This window comes from Marivita geojedonensis, assembly GCF_002115805.1.
Lineage (GTDB): Bacteria > Pseudomonadota > Alphaproteobacteria > Rhodobacterales > Rhodobacteraceae > Marivita > Marivita geojedonensis.
Genome location: NZ_JFKC01000002.1, coordinates 367,808 through 389,263 on the forward strand (window position 1 = coordinate 367,808; position 21,456 = coordinate 389,263).

The following is a 21,456-nucleotide window of genomic DNA, read 5'->3' on the forward strand; positions in this document are numbered from 1 at the left end:
TGCGGGAGGACCGGATGAAATCCGCTGTCAAATGGTTCACCCACGGTGCCGAATTCATCGCCGCCACAATGCTGGCGGCGATGTTTTTCACATTTCTGCTTCAGATTTTTTCAAGATACGTGCTGCAAGCGCCCTTCGGCTGGACGTTGGAGCTGTGCCTGATCCTCTGGGTTTGGATCGTGTTCTTCGGCTGCGCGTTCATCGTGCGGGAAAGGGACCACGTCACCTTTGACGTCTTCTATCTTGCGGCACCGCAGCGCGTTCGTAAGACACTTGCCCTGATCTCCGCCGGGGCCATTGCCATCGGAATGGTCTGGTCGTTCCTGCCGACCTGGGACTATATCGATTTTCTCAGGCTGCGTGGCACCTCGACAGTGCGATTGCCGATCACGGGCGACAAGATCCCGATGCGAACGGTCTTTTCGATCTACGCTGTATTCATGGCCGTTGTTGCGCTTCGGTACGCATGGCGCTTCATGGACTTACTTCGGAATGGTCCGTCTGACGAGGATCACCAACCACCAGGGCACAAAGACGAAGGTCCCGCCATTCGGGAAGGGGACGAGGTGGTATGAGCATTGAACTGGCGCTGTGCCTTATCACGCTCTTCGGTCTGGCCGGGATAGGAACTCCGATCGGCTATGCGATCATGCTCGCATCGCTCGTCTATCTTGGCATGGCGGGAATGGATCTCGCGCTCACGGGCGAAAAGATCCTGCAGGGCCTTTACAGGAGCTTTGTTCTGCTCGCGGTGCCACTTTTTATCGTGGCGGCAAATATCATGAACGCTGGAACGATTTCAGAGAGGCTCCTGAATTTCTGCGTCGCTGCTGTCGGCCGGTTCCGCGGAGGTCTTGGTCATGTCAACGTCGTTGCCTCGCTGATATTTTCGGGAATGTCTGGGTCTGCGGTCGCGGATGCCGCCGGAATTGGCAAGATCATCATCCAAATGATGACGAAGGACGGTCGCTACACCGGTGGCTATGCGGCGGCAATCACGGCGGCTTCGGCAACAATCGGACCGATAATCCCGCCTTCTATCCCCATGGTTCTCTATGCGCTGGTCTCGAATGCCTCGATCGGATCGCTCTTCCTTGCCGGTATCGTGCCAGGATTGCTGATGGGCTGCGTTCTGATGGGGATGAACAGCTACCTTGCGCGGAAGCGGGGATTTGCAGTCGAAGAGCCCGTGCCGCTGAAAGAGCTTCCGCGAAAGACGGCGAATGCGTTTCCGGCCCTTCTGATGCCTGTGATCCTGCTGTACGGCATATACGGGGGCGTCACGACTCCGACCGAGGCTGCGGCCGTCGCCGCGTTTTACGCGCTGCTTCTTGCGGGGCTCTTCTACCGCGCCCTGAGCTTTGGCGCGCTCTATCGGATCTTTGTGGAAAGCGCGCGTTCGTCCGCCGCAGTTGGTGTTGTTATCGGGGGCGCGCTCATCCTCAACTTCATTGTGGTTTCCGAGAACATCCCCGGCATGATGTCGGAATTTCTGACCGGCATTGAAGTGCATCCGCTCGTCTTCCTGATTGCTGTGAATGTCCTCATTCTTCTGCTTGGCTGCGTGCTTGACGCGACAACCATCATCCTTGTGATCGTGCCTCTTTTTATCCCGACCTGTCAGGCGTTGGGCATTGACCTGGTTCATTTCGGTGTTCTTGTGGTCGTCAATTCCATGATCGGCCTGATCACGCCACCTTACGGAATTCTCCTGTTCGTCATCAATGCAGTTACGGGAATTCCGCTTCGAGAGATCATTGGTGAGATCTGGGCATTTCTTGGTGTGCTCGTTCTTGCGTTGCTGATCATGATACTCGTGCCGGATGTCGTTCTCTTTCTCCCTCGGCTTTTGGGTTACTCGGGATGAAAGCGGCGTTGGTGGGCAGCGGGATCGGTCAGTCTTTGACACCGGGGATGCACGAGGCGGAGGGGCGCGAAATCGGGCTGGACTATACCTACGCCTCTTTCGACACGGGCCATGCGCCCTGGAAGGATATGGCCCTGTCGGAAATCCTAGATTACGCCGAATCCGAGGGCTTCGCCGGATTGAACATCACGCACCCTCACAAGATGTCCGTGGTTGCGCATCTCGATCAGTTGTCCGGGGCGGCTGATACGCTTGGCACGGTCAATACAGTGGTGTTTAGGGGTGGCAAGAGGATCGGCCACACGACCGACTATACCGGTTTCGCGGCTGCTCTGCGCGCGCATAAACTTTTCACTGACGATGCACATGTCGCCCAGTTTGGCGCGGGCGGGGCTGGATCGGCCACTGCACTTGCACTCGTAGACGCAGGCGCACGGGTTTCGCTTTTTGACCGGGACGAAGCGCGCGCGGTAAGCTTGGCAAAGCAGATTAAGCGCGCGCGACAGGATGCGAAAATCGACGTGGGCTTGGTCGACTTGTCCCAAGTCGATGGTGCGGTAAACGCAACGCCGCTCGGTATGGACGCCTATCCCGGCATGGCTTTTGATCCGGCGGATTTGAACCCGCGCGCGTGGGTCGCCGATATCGTCTATTTTCCGCTCGAGACGCCCCTGACATTGGCCGCACGCGCGCGTGGTCACCAGGTGATGAACGGCGGTGCAATGGCGCTTTATCAGGCTGTGGCGGCTTTTGAGTTGATTACAGGTGCAAAGCCGGATGCGGAGCGAATGGGCGCATCCTTTGATCGACTGATCGCGCAACGCCACCTTGACACAACACACGTCAGCTGAGGTGCCTGCACCCTCGAAAAGCTGTTAGCGATCGAGCGCTAATGGTTCCAAATTCTCGGACAGGACGTGCTGAACGCGTCATTCTGTGCAGCATTGCAGGAACTTGTGGGGTCTCCAATATGCACGCCAATTGGTTTGTCAGAATTGCGAACGAAGATGTGCAACGGCATCCGCCAGAAGCACCAGATCCACGCCGACTGCTGTGAAGAGAGAGCCTTTGTCCATGAATCTCTTCGCCGCGATGGGATCCAGTGCCATGACACCTCCCGCAACGCCCATATCGGCAAGACGGGTAAGACCATCCTCGATCGCTGCGACGACGTCGGGATGCCCCATCTGTCCTGGCAAGCCCATCGAAGCGCTCAGGTCGGCGGGTCCGAAAAAGATGGCATCGACACCATCGGTCCCGGCGATCTCCTCCAACGCGTTGAGGCCTGAGACAGTCTCTATCTGGCAGACCAGACACAGCTCGTCTTCGGCTGTGGTAAAGTAGTTCTCGACCTGTCCATACCGCGTAGCCCGGGTCATACCAGCCATCCCGCGAATGCCGCGCGGACCGTAACGCATTGCGCTGACGGCGGATTCTGCCTGTTCCTTGTTCTCGACATATGGCACCAGAAGCGTCTGTGCGCCCATGTCGAGGAGGCGTTTGAAAAGAACCGGATCGTTCGCGGCAGGTCGCACAAGTGCCGACGCGTGGGGATTTGCGGCAATCGCCTGAAGTGCAGGCAGGACTTCTACGGCTTCGATTGCAGCGTGCTCGCAGTCTATCAAGACCCAATCATAGCCAGCGCCGCCAAGAAGCTCAGGAACGGTATTCCCACCAATGGTGTTCCAGATACCCAGCTGGTGCTGCCCTTCCTTCAGTGCAGCCTTAAAGCGATTGCCGGGCAACTTCATAACAAAAGCTCCACCTTGGGGAAGTCATTCACAACTCTGACCGCTACCGGTGCGGCGGGCAAGTCCCGATATCTGGACAAGCTGCTGCTTTCTCTTCCATAAATCCTCATATGTCCGGAATTGATATCGTCGCCTTGGGTGAACCGCTCGTCGAGATGGTGCAGCAACCATCTGCTGATGCCGCATCACAGATTGGACAGAGGCTGTTTCGGTCCGGCGTCGGTGGGGATGTGTTGAACGCCATGGTTGCCGCCGCGCGACAAGGCGCGCGGACCGGGTTGATCTCTGCCGTAGGCGATGACCCCTTTGGAAAAGATATCATCGATTTCTGTAAATTCGAGGATATCGCAGTAGATGCGGTCCGAGTTGATCCGTCACACCCGACCGGTTTGGTCTATATCGACCCTGACCCCACTGAGCGGCGTTTCCATTATGCGCGCCGTGAATCTGCGGCAAGTCACGTGGGACCGGACGAACTGGTTGCAGATCTGATCGCACAGGCCAGGGTGCTCCACCTCACCGGTGTAAGCCTCGCAATCAGTGAGACCATGCGGAGCGCGGTGTATCGTGCGGTGGATATTGCAAAAGCGCATGGCACGCTGGTCTCGTTCGATCCGAATTACCGATCGAAACTCTGGACGGTGGAGGTCGCAAAACGGGTGATGGAGGATTTGCTTCCCTTGGTCGATATCGTCCTTCCCTCGGAAGACGAGGCGATAACTCTGACCGGTCTTTTGCCTGTGCCGGACATCCTGCGCCACTATGGCAGACACGGCGCGAGGGTCGTGATCCTCAAACGTGGCGCTCTGGGTGCTGTTCTGGCGACAGGAGATACAACGGTGGTCTTCCCGGCGATCCCGGTTGTTGCGGTTGACAGCACGGGTGCCGGGGACAGCTTTGCCGGAGCTTTTCTGGCACATTATCTGGAAACGGATGATCCCGTTAAGGCAGCACGAAGTGCAACTGAAGTGGCTGCCGCAACTGTCACCGGATGGGGCGCAACGCAAGCCATTCCGAGGCGTTACTAGCGCCTTCACTTGAAGTGATGCAGCACCCGTGCCGCGTCAGGACTGGTCCGGCGCGGGTTGATCATATTCTCGGCCCGGCTTGTCTCAGACCATGATTCGCCTTGGATCGGAGATCAGACTGGCGAGATAGCTTGTGAACCGGGCAGCATCTGCGCCGTTGATGACGCGATGATCATAGCTCAGGTCAAGCGGAACCATCGGCACGGGGCGGGGGACATCATTTTCCCAGACCGTCACGATTTCTGTCCGCGTCAGACCGAGAATGGCAACTTCCGGCGGGTTTACGATTGGCGTGAAGCCAATCCCACCGATACCGCCGAGGTTCGAAATGCTCATGGACGCACCGCCCATTTCATCCGGTCCGATCTTGCGGGCCTGCGCGCGCGAAGCAAGGTCCGTGATTTCCGCAGCGATCTGCCAAAGCCCCTTTTTGTCGACGTCACGAATGACGGGAACCATCAGACCGTGTGCAGTATCAACGGCAATTCCGATATGGACATACTCCTTGAATATCAGAGTCTTGCCATCAGCAGAAAGCGAGGCGTTGAAGCGCGGGAATTCCCGCAGGGTCCGCGCCAGGGCCTTGGCGTGGAACGCCAGCGCAGTAAGTTTGATGGCCCTTGCCTGTGCCTCAGGTTTCAGATCCTTGCGCAGCGCCTCAATTTCCGAAACATCAGCGCGGTCGTGATGCGTAACCTGAGGTATAAGCGCATTTGCAGCGGTCAGGTTGGCCGAGGCCAGCTGTGCGAAACGGCTCATCGGTTCTTCTGTCACGGGCCCATAAGCAGCGTGGTCCACATCCCAGTATGACCTATCGCCATCAGGTGCGGATGCCGCTGTCGGGCTCGCCGCGCTGTCCAGGTCTTCGCGCGCAATCGTTGTTCGCCCAAGATCGCGGGCCAGTGCCTCTATGTCGATGCCCTTTCGCTGGGCCAGCGCCCGGACAGAGGGCGCAGCAATGACTGTGGTCATGGTTGTCCCCTTACCAGCTTGCTGAAATATATTGCGTTTCCATGAATTCGAGCATCCCTTCATGCCCGCCTTCACGACCCAGGCCCGATTGCTTGGTGCCCCCGAATGGCGCAGCAGGGTCGGATACCAGACCGCGGTTCAGACCGACCATGCCGTAGTCAAGGCGCTCGCAGACCTGTAACGCGCGTTTCATATCGCCGGAAAAGACGTAGGCGACGAGGCCATATTCGGTGTCGTTTGCACGGCGGATGACCTCTTCCTGATCGCGGAAAGTCTGAATCGCGGCGACCGGGCCGAAGATTTCGTCATGCACGCAGTCTGCGGTTTCAGGCACGTTCGACAGAACGGTGGGCGGGTAATAGAACCCGGGGCCTTCCGGCGTGGTGCCGCCACATTCGATTATCGCGCCCTTGGCCACAGCATCGGCCACAAATTCTGCCACCTTGTCCCGCGTTTCGGCATTGACCAGCGGACCCACATCGACCGTGGGATCGATGCCATCGCCGACCTTGAGCGCGGACATCTTCTCGGTCAGCCGTTTTGTGAAAGTCTCGGCAATCGCTTCGTGAACGTAGATGCGGTTCGCCGCGGTACAGGCTTCTCCCAGATTTCGCATCTTGGCGAGCATTGTGCCTTCGATGGCGGTGTCCATGTCAGCGTCCTCGAACACCACCACAGGAGCATTTCCGCCCAGTTCCATCGCCGGTTTCAATACCTGATCGGCAGCGGAATGCAGCAGCTTACGGCCAACTCCGGTTGAGCCGGTGAAGCTGACAACCCGGACGCGCGGATCGTGCAGCATGTGATCGACGAGTGCGCCCGTGCGCTTTGAGGGCAGCACATTTACCAATCCGGGCGGCACACCGGCCTCTTCCAGCAGCGGCATCAGTGCAAGCATGGTCAGCGGTGTTTCCGATGCCGGTTTGATGATGACTGCGCATCCTGCGGCCAGAGCGGGCGCGATTTTTCGCGTGCCCATTGCGGCGGGGTAATTCCACGGGGTGACGAGCACCGCCAGTCCTGCGGGTTTGTGCTGAACCATGATGCGGGCCCCCGAAGCCGGGGCGTGCGTGATCAGGCCATCGGCGCGCACCGCTTCCTCGGCAAACCAGCGAAAGAATTCGGCAGCATAGGTTGCCTCTCCCATCGCATCGGTTCGGGCTTTGCCGTTTTCGAGCGTGATGAGTTTAGCGAAGTCTTCAAGCCGCACCGTCATCAGTTCCCACGCCTTGCGCAGAACTTCTGAGCGTTCACGCGGGGTGCGCGCGGCCCATTCGGCCATAGCCGCTTCAGCCGCGTCCAGTGCTGCGTCGGCATCAGCGATCTCAGCAGAGGCGACGGAGGCCAGAACCTCCTCGGTCGCCGGATTCAGCACGTCGAACCGTTCTTTGCTGGCCCCTGATACCCACGTGCCGTTGATGTAAAGGTCGGTGAAATCCATGTAGGTCTCCATGGTTTAAAGCAGGTGGCGGAGCGGTTGCTCCATGCGGCCTGCGAATTCGGAAAGAAGGGTAACAGCTTCGGACGCGCCAAGCTGGTCGCCGGCGCATTCCAGGGTAATCGACAGCCCGGTGCCGGCACGTGTCAGTGATAGAACTGGCGTGGTGTTTGCACCCAGGGCAAGTGACGTGATCCGGCTCATCCGCAGGTCCCGGACCAACAGATCATATGCGCTGTCAGGCGCGGCTTCCGCAATCGCGCCGAACGGGCCCGGACTAACGGAAAAGACCTGTGTCGTGCCGAGATGTTCGACGGCAACGGCTGCATGGCCGTCTGGCAGACTTGCCGCAGCGAGACCGGCCAGCAATTGGGCTGGGTTGCTCAGTCCAGCATTTTCGGCTGCCCAATCGGCGAAGTCGGCAAAGCCATCGGCGGGGACTTCCGCCGTCAGGTGACGGGTTGCGGTGGCGGGGTAAGCCGTAGCCTGAGTCGGAAGCGCCTTGAGCACATCAAGATCGGCTGCGTGGTAGGGCTGTGGATGCCCGGCTTCGACAAGGCGGTTGAGATCAAGCCCCTGTTCCATCGCCAGTCGGCGCAGCTTGGGCGAGGCGAGGATGCGTCCGCTTGGCTCTGTCACAGCCGGTTTTGGTTTTGCGGGCGCAGGTGTGTCACCAGACTTGGGTTTATCGGGCTTGGAGGCCTTTGACGGAGCCGGGTTTGTTGCGGGGGCAACGTCTTTGACGGACCGCACAACCGTTTCCTGAAGCGCCTCGGCTGAGATGATTGCGACCGGATCGCCGACAGGCACCTCTTCCCCGGCCTGTGCAAGTGTGGCGGCGAGATAGCCTTCTGCGCCGGCGGGGACTTCCATGGTGCTCTTGTCGGTTTCCACCTCGAACAGCACATCGTCGGCCTTCACGGGGTCGCCGGGGGATTTCAACCATCCGACCAGAATGCCGCTGTCCTGCGCCATACCCAGTTGTGGCATGGTCACCTGAACGCCGTCCGGCAGGTCTGAGGACGGTGTCGCATCTTCTGGTGCTGTTGCAGCCTCCGCTGGGATATCGGCCTGATCGGATATCCGCGCGATGATCTGGCCTACCGGCACATCATCCCCTGCCGCAGCAGTCACTGCGGTCAGGAAGCCCGATGCCGGCGCTTCGACCTCCATCGTGGCCTTGTCGGTTTCTACCTCGAAAAGCGCGTCGCCCTCGGCAACCGGATCACCCGGAGCCTTGAGCCAGGACACGATTTTGCCTGCATCCTGCGCCATGCCCAGTTGAGGCATCGTGACGTCATGCGGCATGTATCATCTCCCCGGACATCAGCCTGCGCGCGTTCTCTGCAACGCCGTCGGGCGTTGGAACGGTGACGTCTTCCAGCGCGGGAGAAAAAGGAACCGGTACATCCATTGCACCCATGCGAAGCACCGGTGCATCGAGATGATAGAATGCTTTTTCGTTCAAGCGCGCGGCAATTTCTCCTGTTATGCCGTAGCTCTGGTGACCTTCGTCGATGACGATGGCACGCGATGTTTTCCGGACGCTCTTGAGTAGCGTCTCTTCGTCCAGAGGGACAATTGTGCGTGGGTCGATGACTTCGGCCTCGATCCCGTCCTGAGCGAGGATTTCTGCGGCCTTTTCAGCGACCTGCACCATAGAGGACGTGGCGATAAGCGTGATGTCCGATCCTTCACGCTTCACATTGGCTTTGCCAAAGGGGATCAGGTATTCCTCCTCCGGTACCGGAGCCTTGTCCTGATACATCAGCTTGTCTTCGAAAATGACCACCGGGTTGTCGTCCCGGATGGCGGTTTTCATCAGACCTTTCGCTTCGTAGGCCGAAGAAGGCATGGCCACTTTCAAGCCGGGAATATGGGCGACCAGCGCATGAAGCGATTGGCTGTGCTGCGCAGCAGAGCGGCGCGTCGCGCCCAGATTGGTGCGCAGGACCAAAGGCACGTTGAGCTTGCCGCCCGACATGTAGTGGGTCTTTGCCGCCTGATTGCAGAGCTGGTCCATGATCAGGTAGATGAAGTCGCCGAACATCAGGTCTACGACCGGGCGCGTGCCAGTCATAGCCGCTCCGACGGCGATCCCCATGAAGCCGGGTTCGGCAATCGGTGTATCGACGACGCGACCGGTGCCGAACTCCTCGACAAGCCCCGACAGGACCTTGAAGGGTGTCCCGGCTTCGGCCACGTCCTCGCCGATGATGAACACCCGTTCATCGCGGCGCATTTCCTCGGCCAGTGCTTCGTTTACGGCTTGGGACAGGGTGATCTCTCGCATGTCTCTCTCCTCAGGCCAGCGCGTGTTTGATGTCTGTAAAGACGTGCATGTCCACTTCGGACACGTCGGGGTATTTGGCATTCAGGGCGTAGTCGACGGCCGCCTCGGCGTCTTTTTTGATCTCGGCATTCATCGCTTCGATTTCGTCTTCAGTGGCGACGCCCTCTGAGACCAGCCACGTGCGGAAGCGGATGATCGGATCGCGGTTTTCCTTCCAATCCTTTTCTTCATCTTTGGACCGGTAGTATTCGCGGTTGATGTCGCCGACATGGTGGCCGTGATAGCGATAGGTCATCAGCTCAAGAAAGAACGGCCCTTCGCCCTTGCGGGCACGTTCGACCAGTTTCTGTGTCAAAGCGTTTACCGCCAGCACATCCTGACCATCGACCTGATGCGCTTCGATGCCAAAAGCTTCGGCGCGGGCCGTGATGGAGCCAGCAGCGATTTCCTCGGTTTTGGTGTATTCGGAGTAGCCGTTGTTTTCGCAGGCATAGATGACCGGCAGGTTCCAAAGCGCAGCCATGTTCATGACCTCGTACATCAGTCCTTGGGCGGTCGCTCCGTCTCCGAAAAAGCAAACGGTCACGTCGTCTTTGCCCAGCATCTTGGCGGTGAAAGCCGATCCTGTTGCAATGCCCATGGAGCCGCCGACAATTGCGTTGGCCCCCAGATTTCCGTTTGATTGGTCGGCAATGTGCATGGAGCCGCCTTTGCCCCGGCAATAGCCTTCTTCCTTGCCCAGCAGTTCGCAGAACATCTCTTTGAATTCTGCGCCTTTGGCGACACAGTGGCCATGTCCACGGTGGGTCGAGGTGATCTTGTCTGTGAACTTGAGAGCCTCGCAGATGCCGACGGCCACAGCTTCTTCGCCGGAATACATGTGGGTCAGGCCGGGCATCTTGGCCGAGAGATAAAGCTGGTTCGCGTTGTCCTCGAAGGTGCGGATCCGCACCATCTGGCGGTACATGCGCAGATAGTCTTCGGTGTTTGTTTTCGTTTTGGCCATTGTGTTCCTCGTGGAGCGTACAGGCAGGATCCCTGCCCGGCGGCGGGAGGCACCGCAGGACAGGGATGCGAGCCGGTCAGTACCGGTTCGCGATGGGAAGTTCCTCGGCGGGGAAAAGGCTGATCACCTCGCAGCCGGTCTCGGTCACGACCACTTCTTCCTCGATGCGCGCGGCCGAATAGCCGTCGGCAGCGGGGCAGTAGGTTTCCAGTGCGAAGACCATCCCGGTCTGGATTTCCATCGGGTGATCAAGACTGACCGCGCGGCTGATGATCGGACGCTCGTGCAGGGCAAGTCCCAGACCGTGGCCGAATTGAAGGCCGAAAGCGGCATCTTCGTTCGGGAAGCCAAGGCTTTCCGCAGTCGGCCAGACCTCGGCCACCTTGTCGGTAGTGACCCCCGGCTTGATCATCGCAATAGACGCATCGATCCATTCGCGGGCTTTGACATAGGCGTCGTTCTGCGCCGGTGTCGCGCGGCCCACATTGAACGTGCGGTAGTAGCAGGTGCGGTAGCCCTGATAGCTTTGCAGAATGTCAAAGAACGCCTGATCGCCCGGGCGGATCAGCCGGTCGGTAAAGTTGTGAGGGTGCGGATTACAGCGTTCGCCGGAGATCGCGTTGATCGCCTCGACATCGTCCGAGCCCATTTCGTAAAGCAGCTTGTTCGACATGGCGACGATGTCACTCTCGCGCACGCCGGGTTTCAGCTCTTCGTAGATCATGTGATAGACGCCATCGACCATGCTGGCCGCCTGCGTCAGAAGCTGGATTTCGTCCCAGTTCTTGATCTCACGTGCCGCCAGCATGATCTGCTGGCCGTCGACGACCTTGATGCCTTCTTCCTGAAGCGCGTGGAACATGGCGGTTTCGGCATAATCCACACCCACTGGCATGTCGGCCATGCCGGCATCCTTGATCAGCTGCGCGATCATCTTGGCGTATTTGCGCATCAGCCCGAACTCCGGTGGGATCGTCCCGCGCATACCGACGACACCGGCTAGGCAGTGGTCCGGCTCCAGCCAGTCCGAATAACGCTTGTGGTGGACGGCGGCAGAGCCGAAGTCCCAGACATAGGGACTGTCATCGCCGGTCAGCAGGCAGAAGCGGCACATCTTATCCCGCTCCCATTCGCCAATTTTCGTGGCCGACACGTAGCGGATGTTGTTGACGTCAAACAGCAGCAGCGAGCCCGCGTTCGAGGCCTTCAGCGACTGGCGTGTTCGGGCAAGTCGGTAGCGGCGCAGACGGTCGTGATCGATCCGGCGTTCGAAATCGACCGAGGTGTGACCCCAGGCGGGCAGGCGGTCGCGCCATTCCCAATTGGGTTCGAGATCCTGTGGTGTCAGCAGGTTAGGCATCAGTGCGCGAGACATGAGTAGCTCCTTTCGGGTGACGCGAGGCGCACCCGTTTGTTCAATAAATCAAAGGGTTGATGGGTTACTTTGTGACCCAGCCGCCGTCGATGGAGATCATCTGACCGGTCATGTAGTCGCTGTCGTCAGAGGCGAGGAAAGAGGCAGTTCCGACGATGTCATTGGGGTAGGACACCCGCTTGATCACCAGGTTGTTGGCAACAATATCGTCATAGGCCTGACCTTCGCGTTCCTTGAAGCCGATCTCGACAAGGTCCTTGTCCAGCTGTTCCCAGAGCGGTGTCACCACGACGCCAGGCGCGTATCCGTTGACGGTGATATTGTGCTCGGCCAGACCCAGCGCGCCGCACTCTGTCAGAGCAAGGCAGCCGTATTTCGAGGTGCAGTAGACGGTCACGTCAATCAGCGGCTTCCGCGACGCGATTGAGCCGACATTGATCAGCTTGTAGGGGTGATCGTCCATCGGCCCCTGCTTGATCATCTGGCGTGCCGTTTCCTGCATGCCAAGCCACATCGCCTTGGTGTTGACGTTCATGATCATGTCCCAGTTGTCTTCGTCGATATCCATGAAGAACCGGGGTTTGTTCAGGCCTGCGTTGAACAGACCTACGTTGATCGACCCGAACGCCTCGACGGTGGCAGCAACAGCGGCGGCGTTGTCTTCGCGCTTGGTCACATCCATCTTGACTGCAATGGCATTGCCGTTTCCGGCAGCATTTATGGCATCGGCAACCTTTTTTGCTTCGTCGCCATCCAGATCGCCGACGCAAACATTGGCACCCTGTGCAGCGAAAGCTTCCGCGTTTGCGGCACCCATGCCGCGGGCGGCACCAGTGATCAGGATGTTCTTACCTTTCAGGCGGTTGGGGTCCATGAGTCATTCCTCCCATCATCATTTCGGCCCGTTTTTCTGTATCACCGCATCGGCCCGAGCCTGGGCCTGACGCAGCGCATCGCGCGGAGAAACGATCCCGCGCAGCATGTCGTGAAATTCCTCGCCACAGATCTGGATGATGTCGCAGATCTCGGGGACAGGTGGTCGTGGCCAAAATTGCAGTTCGTCGCGCCATGACATTGTGTCGATGGCTTCGAATATGTCCGAGGTGCGACGGACCTCCGGGTCGGCCCCTACGGAATAGCGTGGGTTGGTTCGGCTGCCGTTCTGGACGAAGAGCTTTTGAGCCTCGGGTGACGTGAATACGATCAGTGCTTCGACGGCCGCGCGCACGCGCTCTTTCGGGAGGTTCGCCGGGATGCCCATAATGTAGCCTCCGACAGGTGCCACGGGGGACGCATCTGGACCTGCCGGGTGAGGCAGGTAACCGGTGTTGCCACAGGCTGGCGAACTTTCGTCGAGCTCGAAATATGGTGCCAGAAGAGTGTAGCCATAGGCCATGGCGATCCGACCGGCTGCGTAAGGGCGAACCCTTTCGTACCAGGACATCGAAAGAATGTCGGGTGGGGAGAAGCGCATGAGATCCATCAGGAACTCTGCAGCGTGAAGCCCAGCCTCCGTGTCAATCGTGGCGTGATAGGCGCGCTCCGCAAGGTCATCGGTTTCGAAACCGCCTGCGATACGCGGCAAGTCGATGATCGGCTGGCCGAAATCGGCCATCGTCATCAGAACCGTATGCCCGAGTGCCGTACCCCGAGCCGCGTTCCAAGCGATGCCGTAGCGGTCGCGGCGCGGATCATGGAAGATTTCAGCCGCTTTCAGCAACTGACGCGTCGTCGTCGGTGGTTCGATCCCTGCCTCGGCAAACAGATCTTTGCGGTAGAAGAGGAGTTCAGGCGTCGTCTGTGCCGGGACGCCATAGCAGCGACCGCCCCAATGCGCGGCTTTCCACCCGGCCGTGTGGAAATCCGCCGGATCCAGTCGGGCAATGTCCATCGCCTCATCCAGAGGCATCAGCACGCCGTTCTCGGCAAAACCCCCAATCCATGGAAGATCGACGGCGATGATGTCGTAGCGGCTGGACTTCCGCTGTGCGTTGCGCATCGCCTCTTCGCGCAGCCGGTCAATCGAAAAGGCGCGCTGGTTGATCTGCGTACCGATAACATGTTCGAACTGTCGCTTAAGCGTATCCATCACCATGAAGGTCGGATCGCCGTGAACCAGAACCCGTACACCGCCTGCCGCTTTGATCGGTTCACCGAGAACCTGAAGCGGGGGGATAGACTGGGCCGCCATGTACGAACCACCAAAGAAGTAATCCTTGGTTTCCCGTGTTTCCTCTGTGGCGAATTGTGCCTCCCCCAGGCGGCGTATGCGACCAGAGAGCTGCACCCACTGGTCAAGCAGGGCTTCGCTCGGATGCAGAGAGAAGCTTTTTCCGCTGCTGGTGCGAGGGCGTTGTTCGATCAGCCCTTCCTCAACCATCTCTTTCAGGCGGCGGTTCGCGGTTGCATAAGGTACGCGGCTTGCAGCGATCAAGGATGTGGGTGTGACGATCTTTGCTTCGAAGTGTCCGCGGATCAGATGCAGCGTCATACGGAAATACGGGTTGGGCGCGAAGAGGTCGATCGTGTCTTCCAATTCGTCCGAAAAATCATCCAGAAAGGACAGAATCTGGATCAGTTCGGTTTTCGCCTGGGGCGAGACCGAAACGCTGTCCTTGTGTCCCTGCATGACATTCATCAATCTGGCCGCAACCTCTGTGGACGTTTTCTTTGATCTGCGATTGGATTTGTTCAATTCGGACGAATCTGAAGCCGGCATTACGCGCCTCCATTACAAAATGTTCAAAATGGCTGACGGAGCGTATCGCAAAAAAATCCAGATTGGATTCAAAATTATCCAAAATGGATAAATATGGAGGGTGTGGCAGAGGTTCAAAACGGCAGGCTTGGCCCAGTTGTCCGCAGAGACGGACGATGATTCCCCGCAGGACCTGTCGGGGGGTCGTGAATTGCCTAAGATTCAACCCGGGAGGAGACCCAAAATGAAAATTCGTAACCTGTTGGCTGCAACAACTGCGGCGACTGCTTTGGCAGGTGCAGCTTTTGCAGCCGGTCACGAGACGATGAAGATCGGCATCACTCAGAACAACGTGGGCGTCGACAGCTATCAGACAACTTATGAAAAAGCGTTCATCGCAGCAGCGGATGCCAACGATGCCGTCGAAACGGTTGTTCTGGATGCTGGTGGCGACGTAGCCCGCCAGATCGCGCAGATGGAAGACCTGATCCAGCAGGAAGTCGATGCGATCATTATCTGGCCGACAAACGGCGAGGCGGTTATCCCTGCGGTCCGCAAGGCATATCAGGCTGGAATTCCGGTCATCGTCACCAACTCCAACATCGCCGAGCCGGGCTTTGACTTCGTCAAATCGTTCTCGGGCCCCGATAACATCACGCAGGGCGCGCGTTCGGCCGAGATCATGTGCGACAAGTTCAAGGACATGGGCATCGAAAACGAAGCCAAGGTCGTCCACATCACCGGTCAGCCGGGTTACACCACGGCGATTGAGCGCGCGAAGGGCTTCAACGATCGTCTACCGGAGGTATGCCCGAACGTCGAGCAAATCGACCAGCAGCCAGGGGACTGGAACCGGGAGAAGTCGCAGAAAGTGATGGAAGCCTTTCTGGTGAAGTACGACGACATTGATGGCGTTTATGCCGGTGATGACAACATGGGCGTTGGTGCATTGAACGCGGCAAAGGCTGCGGGTCGCGAAGGTATCATTTTCGTGGGAGCCACCAACTTTGCAGTCGGTTACGAAGCGATGGAGCGTGGCGAATACTGGGGGTCGATCTACCAGTCGCCCGTGGATGACGCCGAAGCGGCTCTGCAAACCGCCATTGATGTTCTGAAGGGTGAAGAGGTTCCGTTCCTGAACTACTTCGACACTCCGAAGATCACTCAGGACAACATGAGTGAGTTCACCAAGCCCGTCTTCTAAGATCGGCTTGAAAAAAGGGCGCGGCGGAGTTGTCGCGCCCAATCTGAATAAGAACTGAAGTCACTGGGAGGGGGGCATGGCACGAGTGTCAGGCCGGTCCTGCATCGTTACGGGTGCGGCCCGCGGTATTGGTCGCGCAATTGGCGAAGCGCTTCTGGATGAAGGTGCAGATGTCTGTTTCGCTGATATCAACGGCGCGCTGGTCAAGAATGTTGCAACTGCAAACAAGGATCGCGCGGCGCAGTCAGGCGGGAAAGTGATCTGGGCAGAGGTTGATGTCGCTGACCGAACTCAGGTGCGGGCGATGATCGACAAGAGTGTGGACGCCTTCGGCAAGCTGGATGTGAAATTCAACAATGCCGGGGTCAATAAGCCGATGAATTTCCTCGATGTGACCGAGGAAAATTGGAACTTCATAATGCGGATCAACGGCTTGGGCTGCCTGATTGGCATGCAGGAAGCGGCGAAGCAGTTCATTCGCCAGGGAACGCCGGGAAAAATCATCAATACGGCGTCGATTGCAAGCCGACAGGGATTTGACAATGTTGCTCCTTACTGCGCATCCAAGTGGGGGGTGGTGTCGCTGACCCAATCGGGCGCGCGCGGTTTGGCCAAGCACAACATAACGGTCACGGGTTTCGCGCCGGGTGTTGTCGCCACGGAAATGTGGGAAGAGGTGGACCGCGACCTGATGGAGATCGGGGCAGCTGAACGTCCCGGGCAGGCGATGGAGGAATTCTCGGCCGAGATCCTGAAAGGCCGGGTTGCCACTCCCGAAGACATTACCGGGACGACGACGTTCTTGGCTTCGAAAGACAGTGACTACATGACCGGACAGATCGTGATGATTGATGGTGGCATGACGCTGGTCTGACCCCGGATCGGTCCGCAATGGAGCGGTTGGTGAAGACACAACGCGGAGACCGACGCCCGAGTGGCATCGGCAGGGAGGACGCATGGCAGCGGTGACAAAGGAACAGGTGGGCGGTTTTCTTGCCCGGCAAGGCATTCTTGTGGCCTTTGCGGTTTTCATGGTCGGCTTTACGTTGGCCAATCAGCGGTTTGTGGATCCTGACAACATTCTTGGGGTGATCCGGTCGTCGGCCATTCTGGGCGTGATGGCGCTTGGTGTGACCTTCGTGGTCATCAGCGGCAATCTGGATCTTTCTGTCGGGTCGATGATGTCGTTCTCGACAATCGTCGTGCTCGATCTGCATGACAAGATAGGCCCGGCGCTCGCGATACCGGCCATGTTCGCGATGACGCTCTGCCTTGGCGCGTTCATAGGATTTCTGGTCGGGTATCTGAAGCTGAATTCTCTGATCGTAACCCTTGGCATGCTGTCCGCCATTCACGGATTGACGCTCACCTACTCCGGTGGACAGAACATGGATATCGCGGACAAGGAAGGTACGTGGTTCGATTTTTTTGGCCAGGGCAGCGCGCTGGGCATCCCAGTCCCGATCCTGATATTCGTCCTTTTGGCGGCGGTGCTTGGGGTCGTACTTTCCAAAACGCCCTTTGGGCGCAAGGTTTACGCAGTCGGCGGCAATGGGACAGCGGCGACGTTTTCCGGCATCCGCCGCGCGCGGGTCGTATTCACCTGCTACCTGATCTCGGCATTCTGCGTCGCAACGGCGGGGCTCTTGCAGGCCAGTCGGAGCCTTGGCTCGCAGAACACGGTGGGGCAAGGGTTGGAACTGGAGGTTCTGGCTGCGGTCATTCTGGGCGGCGCGTCGCTTCTTGGCGGTTCCGGGACCATTTTCAAGACGGTGATCGGGGTTCTGATCCTCGGATTCATCCAGAACGGTCTGCTGCTCGTCGGGCTGCAGTTCTACGTCCAGTACGTGGTCACCTGGATCATCATCATCCTTGCGGTCTGGCTCGATATCGCAGCCAAGCGCGGCAAGCTCTGGTCCCCGATAGCCTGAGGAGCGCGACATGAAACCAGGAATGCTTTCCAACTTTCTCAAGCGCGGGGCCATATGGGGGTTCATCGCGCTTGAACTGATCTTTTTCACAGTGGCGGGTGAGTACCTGTCGCTGAGCGAAAAAGCCTTCATGGATGTGGACAACATGCTTTTGCTGTTCAAGCAGTCCGCCCCGATCGGGATCATCGCGATGGGAATGACCATCATCATGATCAACGGAAATATCGACCTGAGCGTCGGGGCTATCTACGCGATTTGTGCGATCGTACTGCTGGACAGCATGACATGGCCGATCTTCGCAGGACTGGGCGACATGGTGATACCGGTGGCGTGGGTTCTGGCGCTACTTGCTGGTGTTGCGCTGGGCGCGCTGAACGGTCTGATTGTCTGGAAGACCGGGGTCGACGCGTTCATCGTCACGTTGGGTTCGATGCTTGGGTATCGCGGCCTGGTGTTCATGTATAATGGCGAACAGCCGACCAGCCATCTGAACTGGACCCTTGTGGACTTTGCCGAGGCGCAGTTTCTTGGGCTGCACACCGCGACGTGGTTTCTGCTGATCGTGACCGCGGCGATCTGGTTCCTGATGAATCGCACAGTTCATGGTCGCAATGCTTATGCTATCGGCGACAACCGTGAGGCGGCCGTCAATGCCGGTATCCGTGTCGGGCCGCACATGATGATCAATTTCATGATCATTGGCTTCCTCGCAGCTCTGTCGGCGGTTGTGTTCTATTCCGAAAGCGGATCGGTCAATCCCAACGACGGTGAACTCTACGAGCTTTGGGTGATCACAGCAGTGGTGCTTGGCGGAACCAAGCTCACTGGAGGAGCCGGTTCCATCATTTCGACGTTCGGCGGGGTTCTCGCGATCCAGCTTCTGCGCAAGGGGTTGGCACATATTGGCGCTGATACTGAGACCGTGAACCTTGTGATCGGTCTTATCCTGATCGTGGTTCTGTTTCTTGACCGTCAGTTGAACATCAAGGGCAAAGAGGAGTTGAAGGTATGACGGGTCAGACACCCGCGCTGCGCCTTGAAGGCATCGTCAAGACCTTCCCGGGGGTCCGGGCTCTCGATGGGGTGTCCTTCGAGGTGATGCCCGGTGAGGTACATGCTCTGATGGGCGAAAATGGCGCCGGAAAATCCACGCTGATGAAAGTGCTTGGCGGGATTTACCAGCCGGATGAAGGCCAGATCATTGTCGGCGAACAACCGGTCGTCATGCGGTCGCCGCTGGAAGCCAAAGCGAAGGGGATCGTTTTCATTCACCAGGAATTGAGCCTTGCCGAAGAACTGACGGTTGCCGAGAATATCTATTTGGGCGAACTGCCGCGAAAGCGCTTTGGGCTGGTCGACTGGGCGAAACTGGAAGAACAGACCAACGCCATTCTGTCGACACTCAAGGTCGGGTTTGATGCCAAGACACGAGTCGGCGATCTGTCGATCGCCAACCAGCAGATGGTCGAGATTGCGCGTGCGCTGACCGTCGATGCAAAGGCGGTGATATTTGACGAGCCGACTGCGTCTCTTACCGATGCGGAAAAAGTGGTGTTGTTCGATGTGATTACCGATCTCCAATCACGAGGAGTGGGTATCATCTACATCTCGCACCGGATGGAAGAGATCTTCAAGATTACCGACCGGATCAGTGTCCTGCGGGACGGTCAGTATCGCGGCACGTTGCAGACAGCTGAAACGAACGAAGAGGACGTGACTCAGCTTATGATCGGGCGCGCACTCGATCTGAGCCGGAACGAAAGCCATCACGAACTGGGAGAGGTCGCACTGGAAGTGCGGGGCCTGTCTTGCGGACATCTGTTCCGGGACGTGAGTTTCGAAGTTCGCAGCGGCGAGGTCGTCGGGTTTTACGGGCTTGTCGGTGCCGGGCGAACCGAAATCGCCGAGACACTGTTTGGGTTACGCGATCCCTCTGCAGGGCAAATCCTCCTGAGTGGGCAAGAGGTGCGTATCCATTCGCCTGCCGATGCGATCGCAAAGGGCATTTCGCTTGTCCCGGAGGATCGCAAGGGGCAGGGGCTCGTGCTTGGTATGAACTGCAGGGACAACATGACACTGCCGCAGGTGGATGATCTCAAGGCAGGCCCCTTCGTCGCCGAAGGGGCGGAGGTGTCGATCTTTGACCAGTATCGTGACCGGTTGGACATCCGGACTCCGGGCTGGAAACAGCTTGTCGGCAACCTCTCCGGTGGCAATCAGCAGAAAATCGTCATCGGCAAATGGCTGTCGATGCACCCCAGTGTGTTGATCGTGGACGAACCGACGCGCGGGATCGACGTTGGGTCGAAATCCGAAATTCACAATCTGATCCGCGACCTGGCGGCTCAGGGCTATGCGGTTATCGTCATCAGTTCGGAAATGCCGGAGGTCCTGCATGTCAGTGACCGGATTGTGGCAATGTATAACGGGCGCATCATGCGAACCTTCACTTCCGAAGAGGTGACGGAGGACAATCTGATTCAGGCGATTTCCGGGCTAGGCGGCGATAGGGCGGCCTGATTGATGAAGATCGGGTTTGCCGGGCTGAGCCACATGGGACAGCACATGGCGCGTGATTTGCATGAATGCGGATTCTCCCGGGCCGTATGGAACAGGTCTTCGGAAATCGGATGCAGTCTCGCTACTCGCTAAAAGCGTTCGACCCACGGTCTGACAGCAACCTCGTTGGTCCATGCGCTTCGGTCCTGTTCGATCAGGTGACGGTAGGTCCGGGCAATCGCGTCGGGCCTCAGCATGGACCCCGGTTTTTCTTCTGGCTCGACACGTCCGGGATTGAGGATGCCACCATCAATATTGATCCAGGCAACATGGATGCCCTGGGGATGTAGTTCCCGTGCCATGCTCTCGGTAAGACCACGTTGCGCGAATTTGCCCATGGCAAAAGGCGCGGATTGCGGGAAGCCTTTGACCCCAGCGGAGGCCCCCGTGAACAGGATGGTGCCCCGCACACCGTCAATGGGCTCCGCGTTCAGCACGTGCCTGGCTGCATGTTTGCCTGCAAGGAACGCCCCGATCGCGGTCACTTCAACAGCGTTGCGCACATCGTCTGCTGACAGCTCGGCAATGGGTCCGCGCACCCGGGCAGACGGATTATAAATCACGACCCGGGGCGCTTCAGGAAGACTGTCGAACAGGGCGGCCACAGCCTCTTCATCGGTGGCGTCGAGTTGCACCGTTCGCGCGCCGAGTTCCGACGCCAGCTTTGCCATCTTGTCTGCACTCCGGGCCGCCAAAGTCAGGTCATGATCCCGGGCAAGTTCGCGCGCTACGGCGGCGGACAGGCCGTCACCCACGCCAATGATCACAGCTTGCGGTTTTGTCATGATTATTGTCCCTCCGCCCAGGCGCTGGTGCTTGACCTCGGTTCACGCATGTCATACCTCGTATCACGCCGAGCGGGCGTTGTGTAATGGTAAGACCTCAGCCTTCCAATCAGGTGTGTATAGTTTCACTGAGTTTCGTCAAGCTTCTTACCATTTATTTTCATTGACTTTTATCGTGCGTCGCGTTGAATATGGTAGCACCAGATATCATGCTATTACCTGCAAAAAACTGACAAAATGCCAAAGCTTACAGAGACCTTCGCCCGCAAGGTTCCACAGACAAAATCCGGGACCGACAAGCATTGGGACAGCGAGGTCAAAGGCCTTGTTCTCTTCGTCGGAAAGAAGTCAAAGACGTGGTACTTCCAGAAGGATATTGGGGGTCAGACCCGACGGGTGCTGATTGGTCGGTTTCCAGTAATATCCGCAGATACCGCACGTCAAACCGCGCTCGGTTTTGCTCTGGAATGGGGCAGGGGAGCTGGCAAAATCATCCAAATTGGAGCGCCGACTTTGGAGGAGGCGATGGAAGGTTACTTAGGGTCAGGA

Annotated in this window: 21 protein-coding genes; 11 read left to right on the top strand and 10 right to left on the bottom strand. The window is 58.2% G+C overall.

Features of this window, described 5'->3' with window-relative positions; translation table 11 throughout:
• Positions 1 to 14 precede the first annotated feature (14 nt).
• From MGEO_RS04950 to MGEO_RS04960, 3 genes are read left to right on the top strand one after another with little or no spacing between them, the layout of a single operon-like run.
• Positions 15 to 575 (top strand): TRAP transporter small permease, encoded by a 561-nt coding sequence (locus tag MGEO_RS04950; protein WP_085635579.1) that lies wholly within the window; start codon positions 15 to 17, stop codon positions 573 to 575.
• The gene (locus tag MGEO_RS04955; protein ID WP_085635580.1) at positions 572 to 1,867 is read left to right on the top strand and encodes a TRAP transporter large permease; all 1,296 of its coding nucleotides are present in this window, start codon (positions 572 to 574) and stop codon (positions 1,865 to 1,867) included. The genes MGEO_RS04950 and MGEO_RS04955 overlap by 4 nt, the downstream gene beginning before the upstream one ends.
• Positions 1,864 to 2,718 (top strand): shikimate dehydrogenase, encoded by an 855-nt coding sequence (locus tag MGEO_RS04960; RefSeq protein ID WP_085635581.1) that lies wholly within the window; start codon positions 1,864 to 1,866, stop codon positions 2,716 to 2,718. The genes MGEO_RS04955 and MGEO_RS04960 overlap by 4 nt, the downstream gene beginning before the upstream one ends.
• A gap of 138 nt (positions 2,719 to 2,856) precedes the next feature.
• Here MGEO_RS04960 and MGEO_RS04965 read toward each other — a convergent pair whose 3' ends face one another.
• On the bottom strand, positions 2,857 to 3,618 hold the full coding sequence (locus MGEO_RS04965) for an HpcH/HpaI aldolase family protein (RefSeq protein ID WP_085635582.1): 762 nt from the start codon (positions 3,616 to 3,618) through the stop codon (positions 2,857 to 2,859).
• Between the two features lie 110 nt (positions 3,619 to 3,728).
• On the opposite strand from MGEO_RS04965, the gene MGEO_RS04970 reads away from it, so the two are divergent.
• Complete coding sequence (locus MGEO_RS04970) at positions 3,729 to 4,646, top strand: sugar kinase (protein WP_085635583.1); 918 nt, start codon at positions 3,729 to 3,731, stop codon at positions 4,644 to 4,646.
• A gap of 84 nt (positions 4,647 to 4,730) precedes the next feature.
• Here MGEO_RS04970 and MGEO_RS04975 read toward each other — a convergent pair whose 3' ends face one another.
• The 8 genes from MGEO_RS04975 to MGEO_RS05010 all read right to left on the bottom strand — a co-directional run bounded on the left by MGEO_RS04975 (position 4,731) and on the right by MGEO_RS05010 (position 14,368).
• Entirely contained in the window at positions 4,731 to 5,618 is an 888-nt protein-coding gene (locus MGEO_RS04975; protein ID WP_085635584.1) for a 2-oxo acid dehydrogenase subunit E2, read from the bottom strand.
• Positions 5,619 to 5,628: 10 nt separating this feature from the next.
• Positions 5,629 to 7,059 (bottom strand): NAD-dependent succinate-semialdehyde dehydrogenase, encoded by a 1,431-nt coding sequence (locus MGEO_RS04980; RefSeq protein ID WP_085635633.1) that lies wholly within the window; start codon positions 7,057 to 7,059, stop codon positions 5,629 to 5,631.
• Between the two features lie 15 nt (positions 7,060 to 7,074).
• Positions 7,075 to 8,364 (bottom strand): biotin/lipoyl-containing protein, encoded by a 1,290-nt coding sequence (locus tag MGEO_RS04985; RefSeq protein ID WP_085635585.1) that lies wholly within the window; start codon positions 8,362 to 8,364, stop codon positions 7,075 to 7,077.
• Positions 8,354 to 9,349, bottom strand: coding sequence for an alpha-ketoacid dehydrogenase subunit beta (locus MGEO_RS04990; protein WP_085635586.1), 996 nt, complete (start codon positions 9,347 to 9,349; stop codon positions 8,354 to 8,356). The genes MGEO_RS04985 and MGEO_RS04990 overlap by 11 nt, the downstream gene beginning before the upstream one ends.
• A gap of 10 nt (positions 9,350 to 9,359) precedes the next feature.
• Complete coding sequence (locus tag MGEO_RS04995; protein ID WP_085635587.1) at positions 9,360 to 10,355, bottom strand: thiamine pyrophosphate-dependent dehydrogenase E1 component subunit alpha; 996 nt, start codon at positions 10,353 to 10,355, stop codon at positions 9,360 to 9,362.
• A 76-nt stretch (positions 10,356 to 10,431) separates the two neighbouring features.
• The gene (locus MGEO_RS05000; protein WP_085635588.1) at positions 10,432 to 11,730 is read right to left on the bottom strand and encodes a M24 family metallopeptidase; all 1,299 of its coding nucleotides are present in this window, start codon (positions 11,728 to 11,730) and stop codon (positions 10,432 to 10,434) included.
• 64 nt (positions 11,731 to 11,794) lie between these two features.
• A complete protein-coding gene (locus tag MGEO_RS05005) occupies positions 11,795 to 12,604 on the bottom strand; it encodes an SDR family oxidoreductase (RefSeq protein ID WP_085635589.1) in 810 nt (269 codons plus the stop codon).
• An 18-nt stretch (positions 12,605 to 12,622) separates the two neighbouring features.
• Positions 12,623 to 14,368, bottom strand: a complete 1,746-nt coding sequence (locus MGEO_RS05010) for an ABC transporter substrate-binding protein (protein WP_085635590.1) — start codon at positions 14,366 to 14,368, stop codon at positions 12,623 to 12,625.
• Between the two features lie 304 nt (positions 14,369 to 14,672).
• Here MGEO_RS05010 and MGEO_RS05015 point away from each other — a divergent pair, with 304 nt between their 5' ends.
• The 6 genes from MGEO_RS05015 (at position 14,673) to MGEO_RS21920 (ending at position 20,215) form a co-directional block, all read left to right on the top strand.
• A complete protein-coding gene (locus MGEO_RS05015; RefSeq protein WP_085635591.1) occupies positions 14,673 to 15,632 on the top strand; it encodes a sugar ABC transporter substrate-binding protein in 960 nt (319 codons plus the stop codon).
• A 76-nt stretch (positions 15,633 to 15,708) separates the two neighbouring features.
• A complete protein-coding gene (locus MGEO_RS05020) occupies positions 15,709 to 16,506 on the top strand; it encodes an SDR family oxidoreductase (protein WP_085635592.1) in 798 nt (265 codons plus the stop codon).
• A gap of 82 nt (positions 16,507 to 16,588) precedes the next feature.
• Entirely contained in the window at positions 16,589 to 17,563 is a 975-nt protein-coding gene (locus tag MGEO_RS05025; protein WP_085635593.1) for an ABC transporter permease, read from the top strand.
• Between the two features lie 10 nt (positions 17,564 to 17,573).
• Positions 17,574 to 18,575, top strand: a complete 1,002-nt coding sequence (locus MGEO_RS05030) for an ABC transporter permease (protein WP_085635594.1) — start codon at positions 17,574 to 17,576, stop codon at positions 18,573 to 18,575.
• Complete coding sequence (locus MGEO_RS05035) at positions 18,572 to 20,083, top strand: sugar ABC transporter ATP-binding protein (RefSeq protein WP_085635595.1); 1,512 nt, start codon at positions 18,572 to 18,574, stop codon at positions 20,081 to 20,083. The genes MGEO_RS05030 and MGEO_RS05035 overlap by 4 nt, the downstream gene beginning before the upstream one ends.
• A 3-nt stretch (positions 20,084 to 20,086) precedes the next feature.
• On the top strand, positions 20,087 to 20,215 hold the full coding sequence (locus tag MGEO_RS21920; RefSeq protein ID WP_085635596.1) for an NAD(P)-binding domain-containing protein: 129 nt from the start codon (positions 20,087 to 20,089) through the stop codon (positions 20,213 to 20,215).
• Here the strand turns inward: MGEO_RS21920 and MGEO_RS05045 are convergent.
• Positions 20,212 to 20,907, bottom strand: a complete 696-nt coding sequence (locus tag MGEO_RS05045) for an SDR family NAD(P)-dependent oxidoreductase (protein ID WP_106299130.1) — start codon at positions 20,905 to 20,907, stop codon at positions 20,212 to 20,214. The two genes, MGEO_RS21920 and MGEO_RS05045, sit on opposite strands and share 4 nt — an antisense overlap.
• A gap of 237 nt (positions 20,908 to 21,144) precedes the next feature.
• Here MGEO_RS05045 and MGEO_RS05050 point away from each other — a divergent pair.
• Positions 21,145 to 21,456 (top strand): Arm DNA-binding domain-containing protein (locus MGEO_RS05050; protein ID WP_143746232.1); only part of this gene is annotated, 312 nt, incomplete at its 3' end.

Coding starts and splice junctions, on each gene's coding strand:
- MGEO_RS04995 (WP_085635587.1), bottom strand. CDS start 10,355: ATGGCCAAAACGAAAACAAACACCGAAGACTATCTGCGCATGTACCGC.
- MGEO_RS05025 (WP_085635593.1), top strand. CDS start 16,589: ATGGCAGCGGTGACAAAGGAACAGGTGGGCGGTTTTCTTGCCCGGCAA.
- MGEO_RS21920 (WP_085635596.1), top strand. CDS start 20,087: ATGAAGATCGGGTTTGCCGGGCTGAGCCACATGGGACAGCACATGGCG.
- MGEO_RS05020 (WP_085635592.1), top strand. CDS start 15,709: ATGGCACGAGTGTCAGGCCGGTCCTGCATCGTTACGGGTGCGGCCCGC.
- MGEO_RS04985 (WP_085635585.1), bottom strand. CDS start 8,364: ATGCCGCATGACGTCACGATGCCTCAACTGGGCATGGCGCAGGATGCA.
- MGEO_RS04975 (WP_085635584.1), bottom strand. CDS start 5,618: ATGACCACAGTCATTGCTGCGCCCTCTGTCCGGGCGCTGGCCCAGCGA.
- MGEO_RS04960 (WP_085635581.1), top strand. CDS start 1,864: ATGAAAGCGGCGTTGGTGGGCAGCGGGATCGGTCAGTCTTTGACACCG.
- MGEO_RS05010 (WP_085635590.1), bottom strand. CDS start 14,368: ATGAATGTCATGCAGGGACACAAGGACAGCGTTTCGGTCTCGCCCCAG.
- MGEO_RS04990 (WP_085635586.1), bottom strand. CDS start 9,349: ATGCGAGAGATCACCCTGTCCCAAGCCGTAAACGAAGCACTGGCCGAG.
- MGEO_RS04965 (WP_085635582.1), bottom strand. CDS start 3,618: ATGAAGTTGCCCGGCAATCGCTTTAAGGCTGCACTGAAGGAAGGGCAG.
- MGEO_RS04980 (WP_085635633.1), bottom strand. CDS start 7,059: ATGGATTTCACCGACCTTTACATCAACGGCACGTGGGTATCAGGGGCC.
- MGEO_RS04955 (WP_085635580.1), top strand. CDS start 572: ATGAGCATTGAACTGGCGCTGTGCCTTATCACGCTCTTCGGTCTGGCC.
- MGEO_RS05030 (WP_085635594.1), top strand. CDS start 17,574: ATGAAACCAGGAATGCTTTCCAACTTTCTCAAGCGCGGGGCCATATGG.
- MGEO_RS05005 (WP_085635589.1), bottom strand. CDS start 12,604: ATGGACCCCAACCGCCTGAAAGGTAAGAACATCCTGATCACTGGTGCC.
- MGEO_RS05000 (WP_085635588.1), bottom strand. CDS start 11,730: ATGTCTCGCGCACTGATGCCTAACCTGCTGACACCACAGGATCTCGAA.
- MGEO_RS04970 (WP_085635583.1), top strand. CDS start 3,729: ATGTCCGGAATTGATATCGTCGCCTTGGGTGAACCGCTCGTCGAGATG.
- MGEO_RS05045 (WP_106299130.1), bottom strand. CDS start 20,907: ATGACAAAACCGCAAGCTGTGATCATTGGCGTGGGTGACGGCCTGTCC.
- MGEO_RS04950 (WP_085635579.1), top strand. CDS start 15: ATGAAATCCGCTGTCAAATGGTTCACCCACGGTGCCGAATTCATCGCC.
- MGEO_RS05035 (WP_085635595.1), top strand. CDS start 18,572: ATGACGGGTCAGACACCCGCGCTGCGCCTTGAAGGCATCGTCAAGACC.
- MGEO_RS05015 (WP_085635591.1), top strand. CDS start 14,673: ATGAAAATTCGTAACCTGTTGGCTGCAACAACTGCGGCGACTGCTTTG.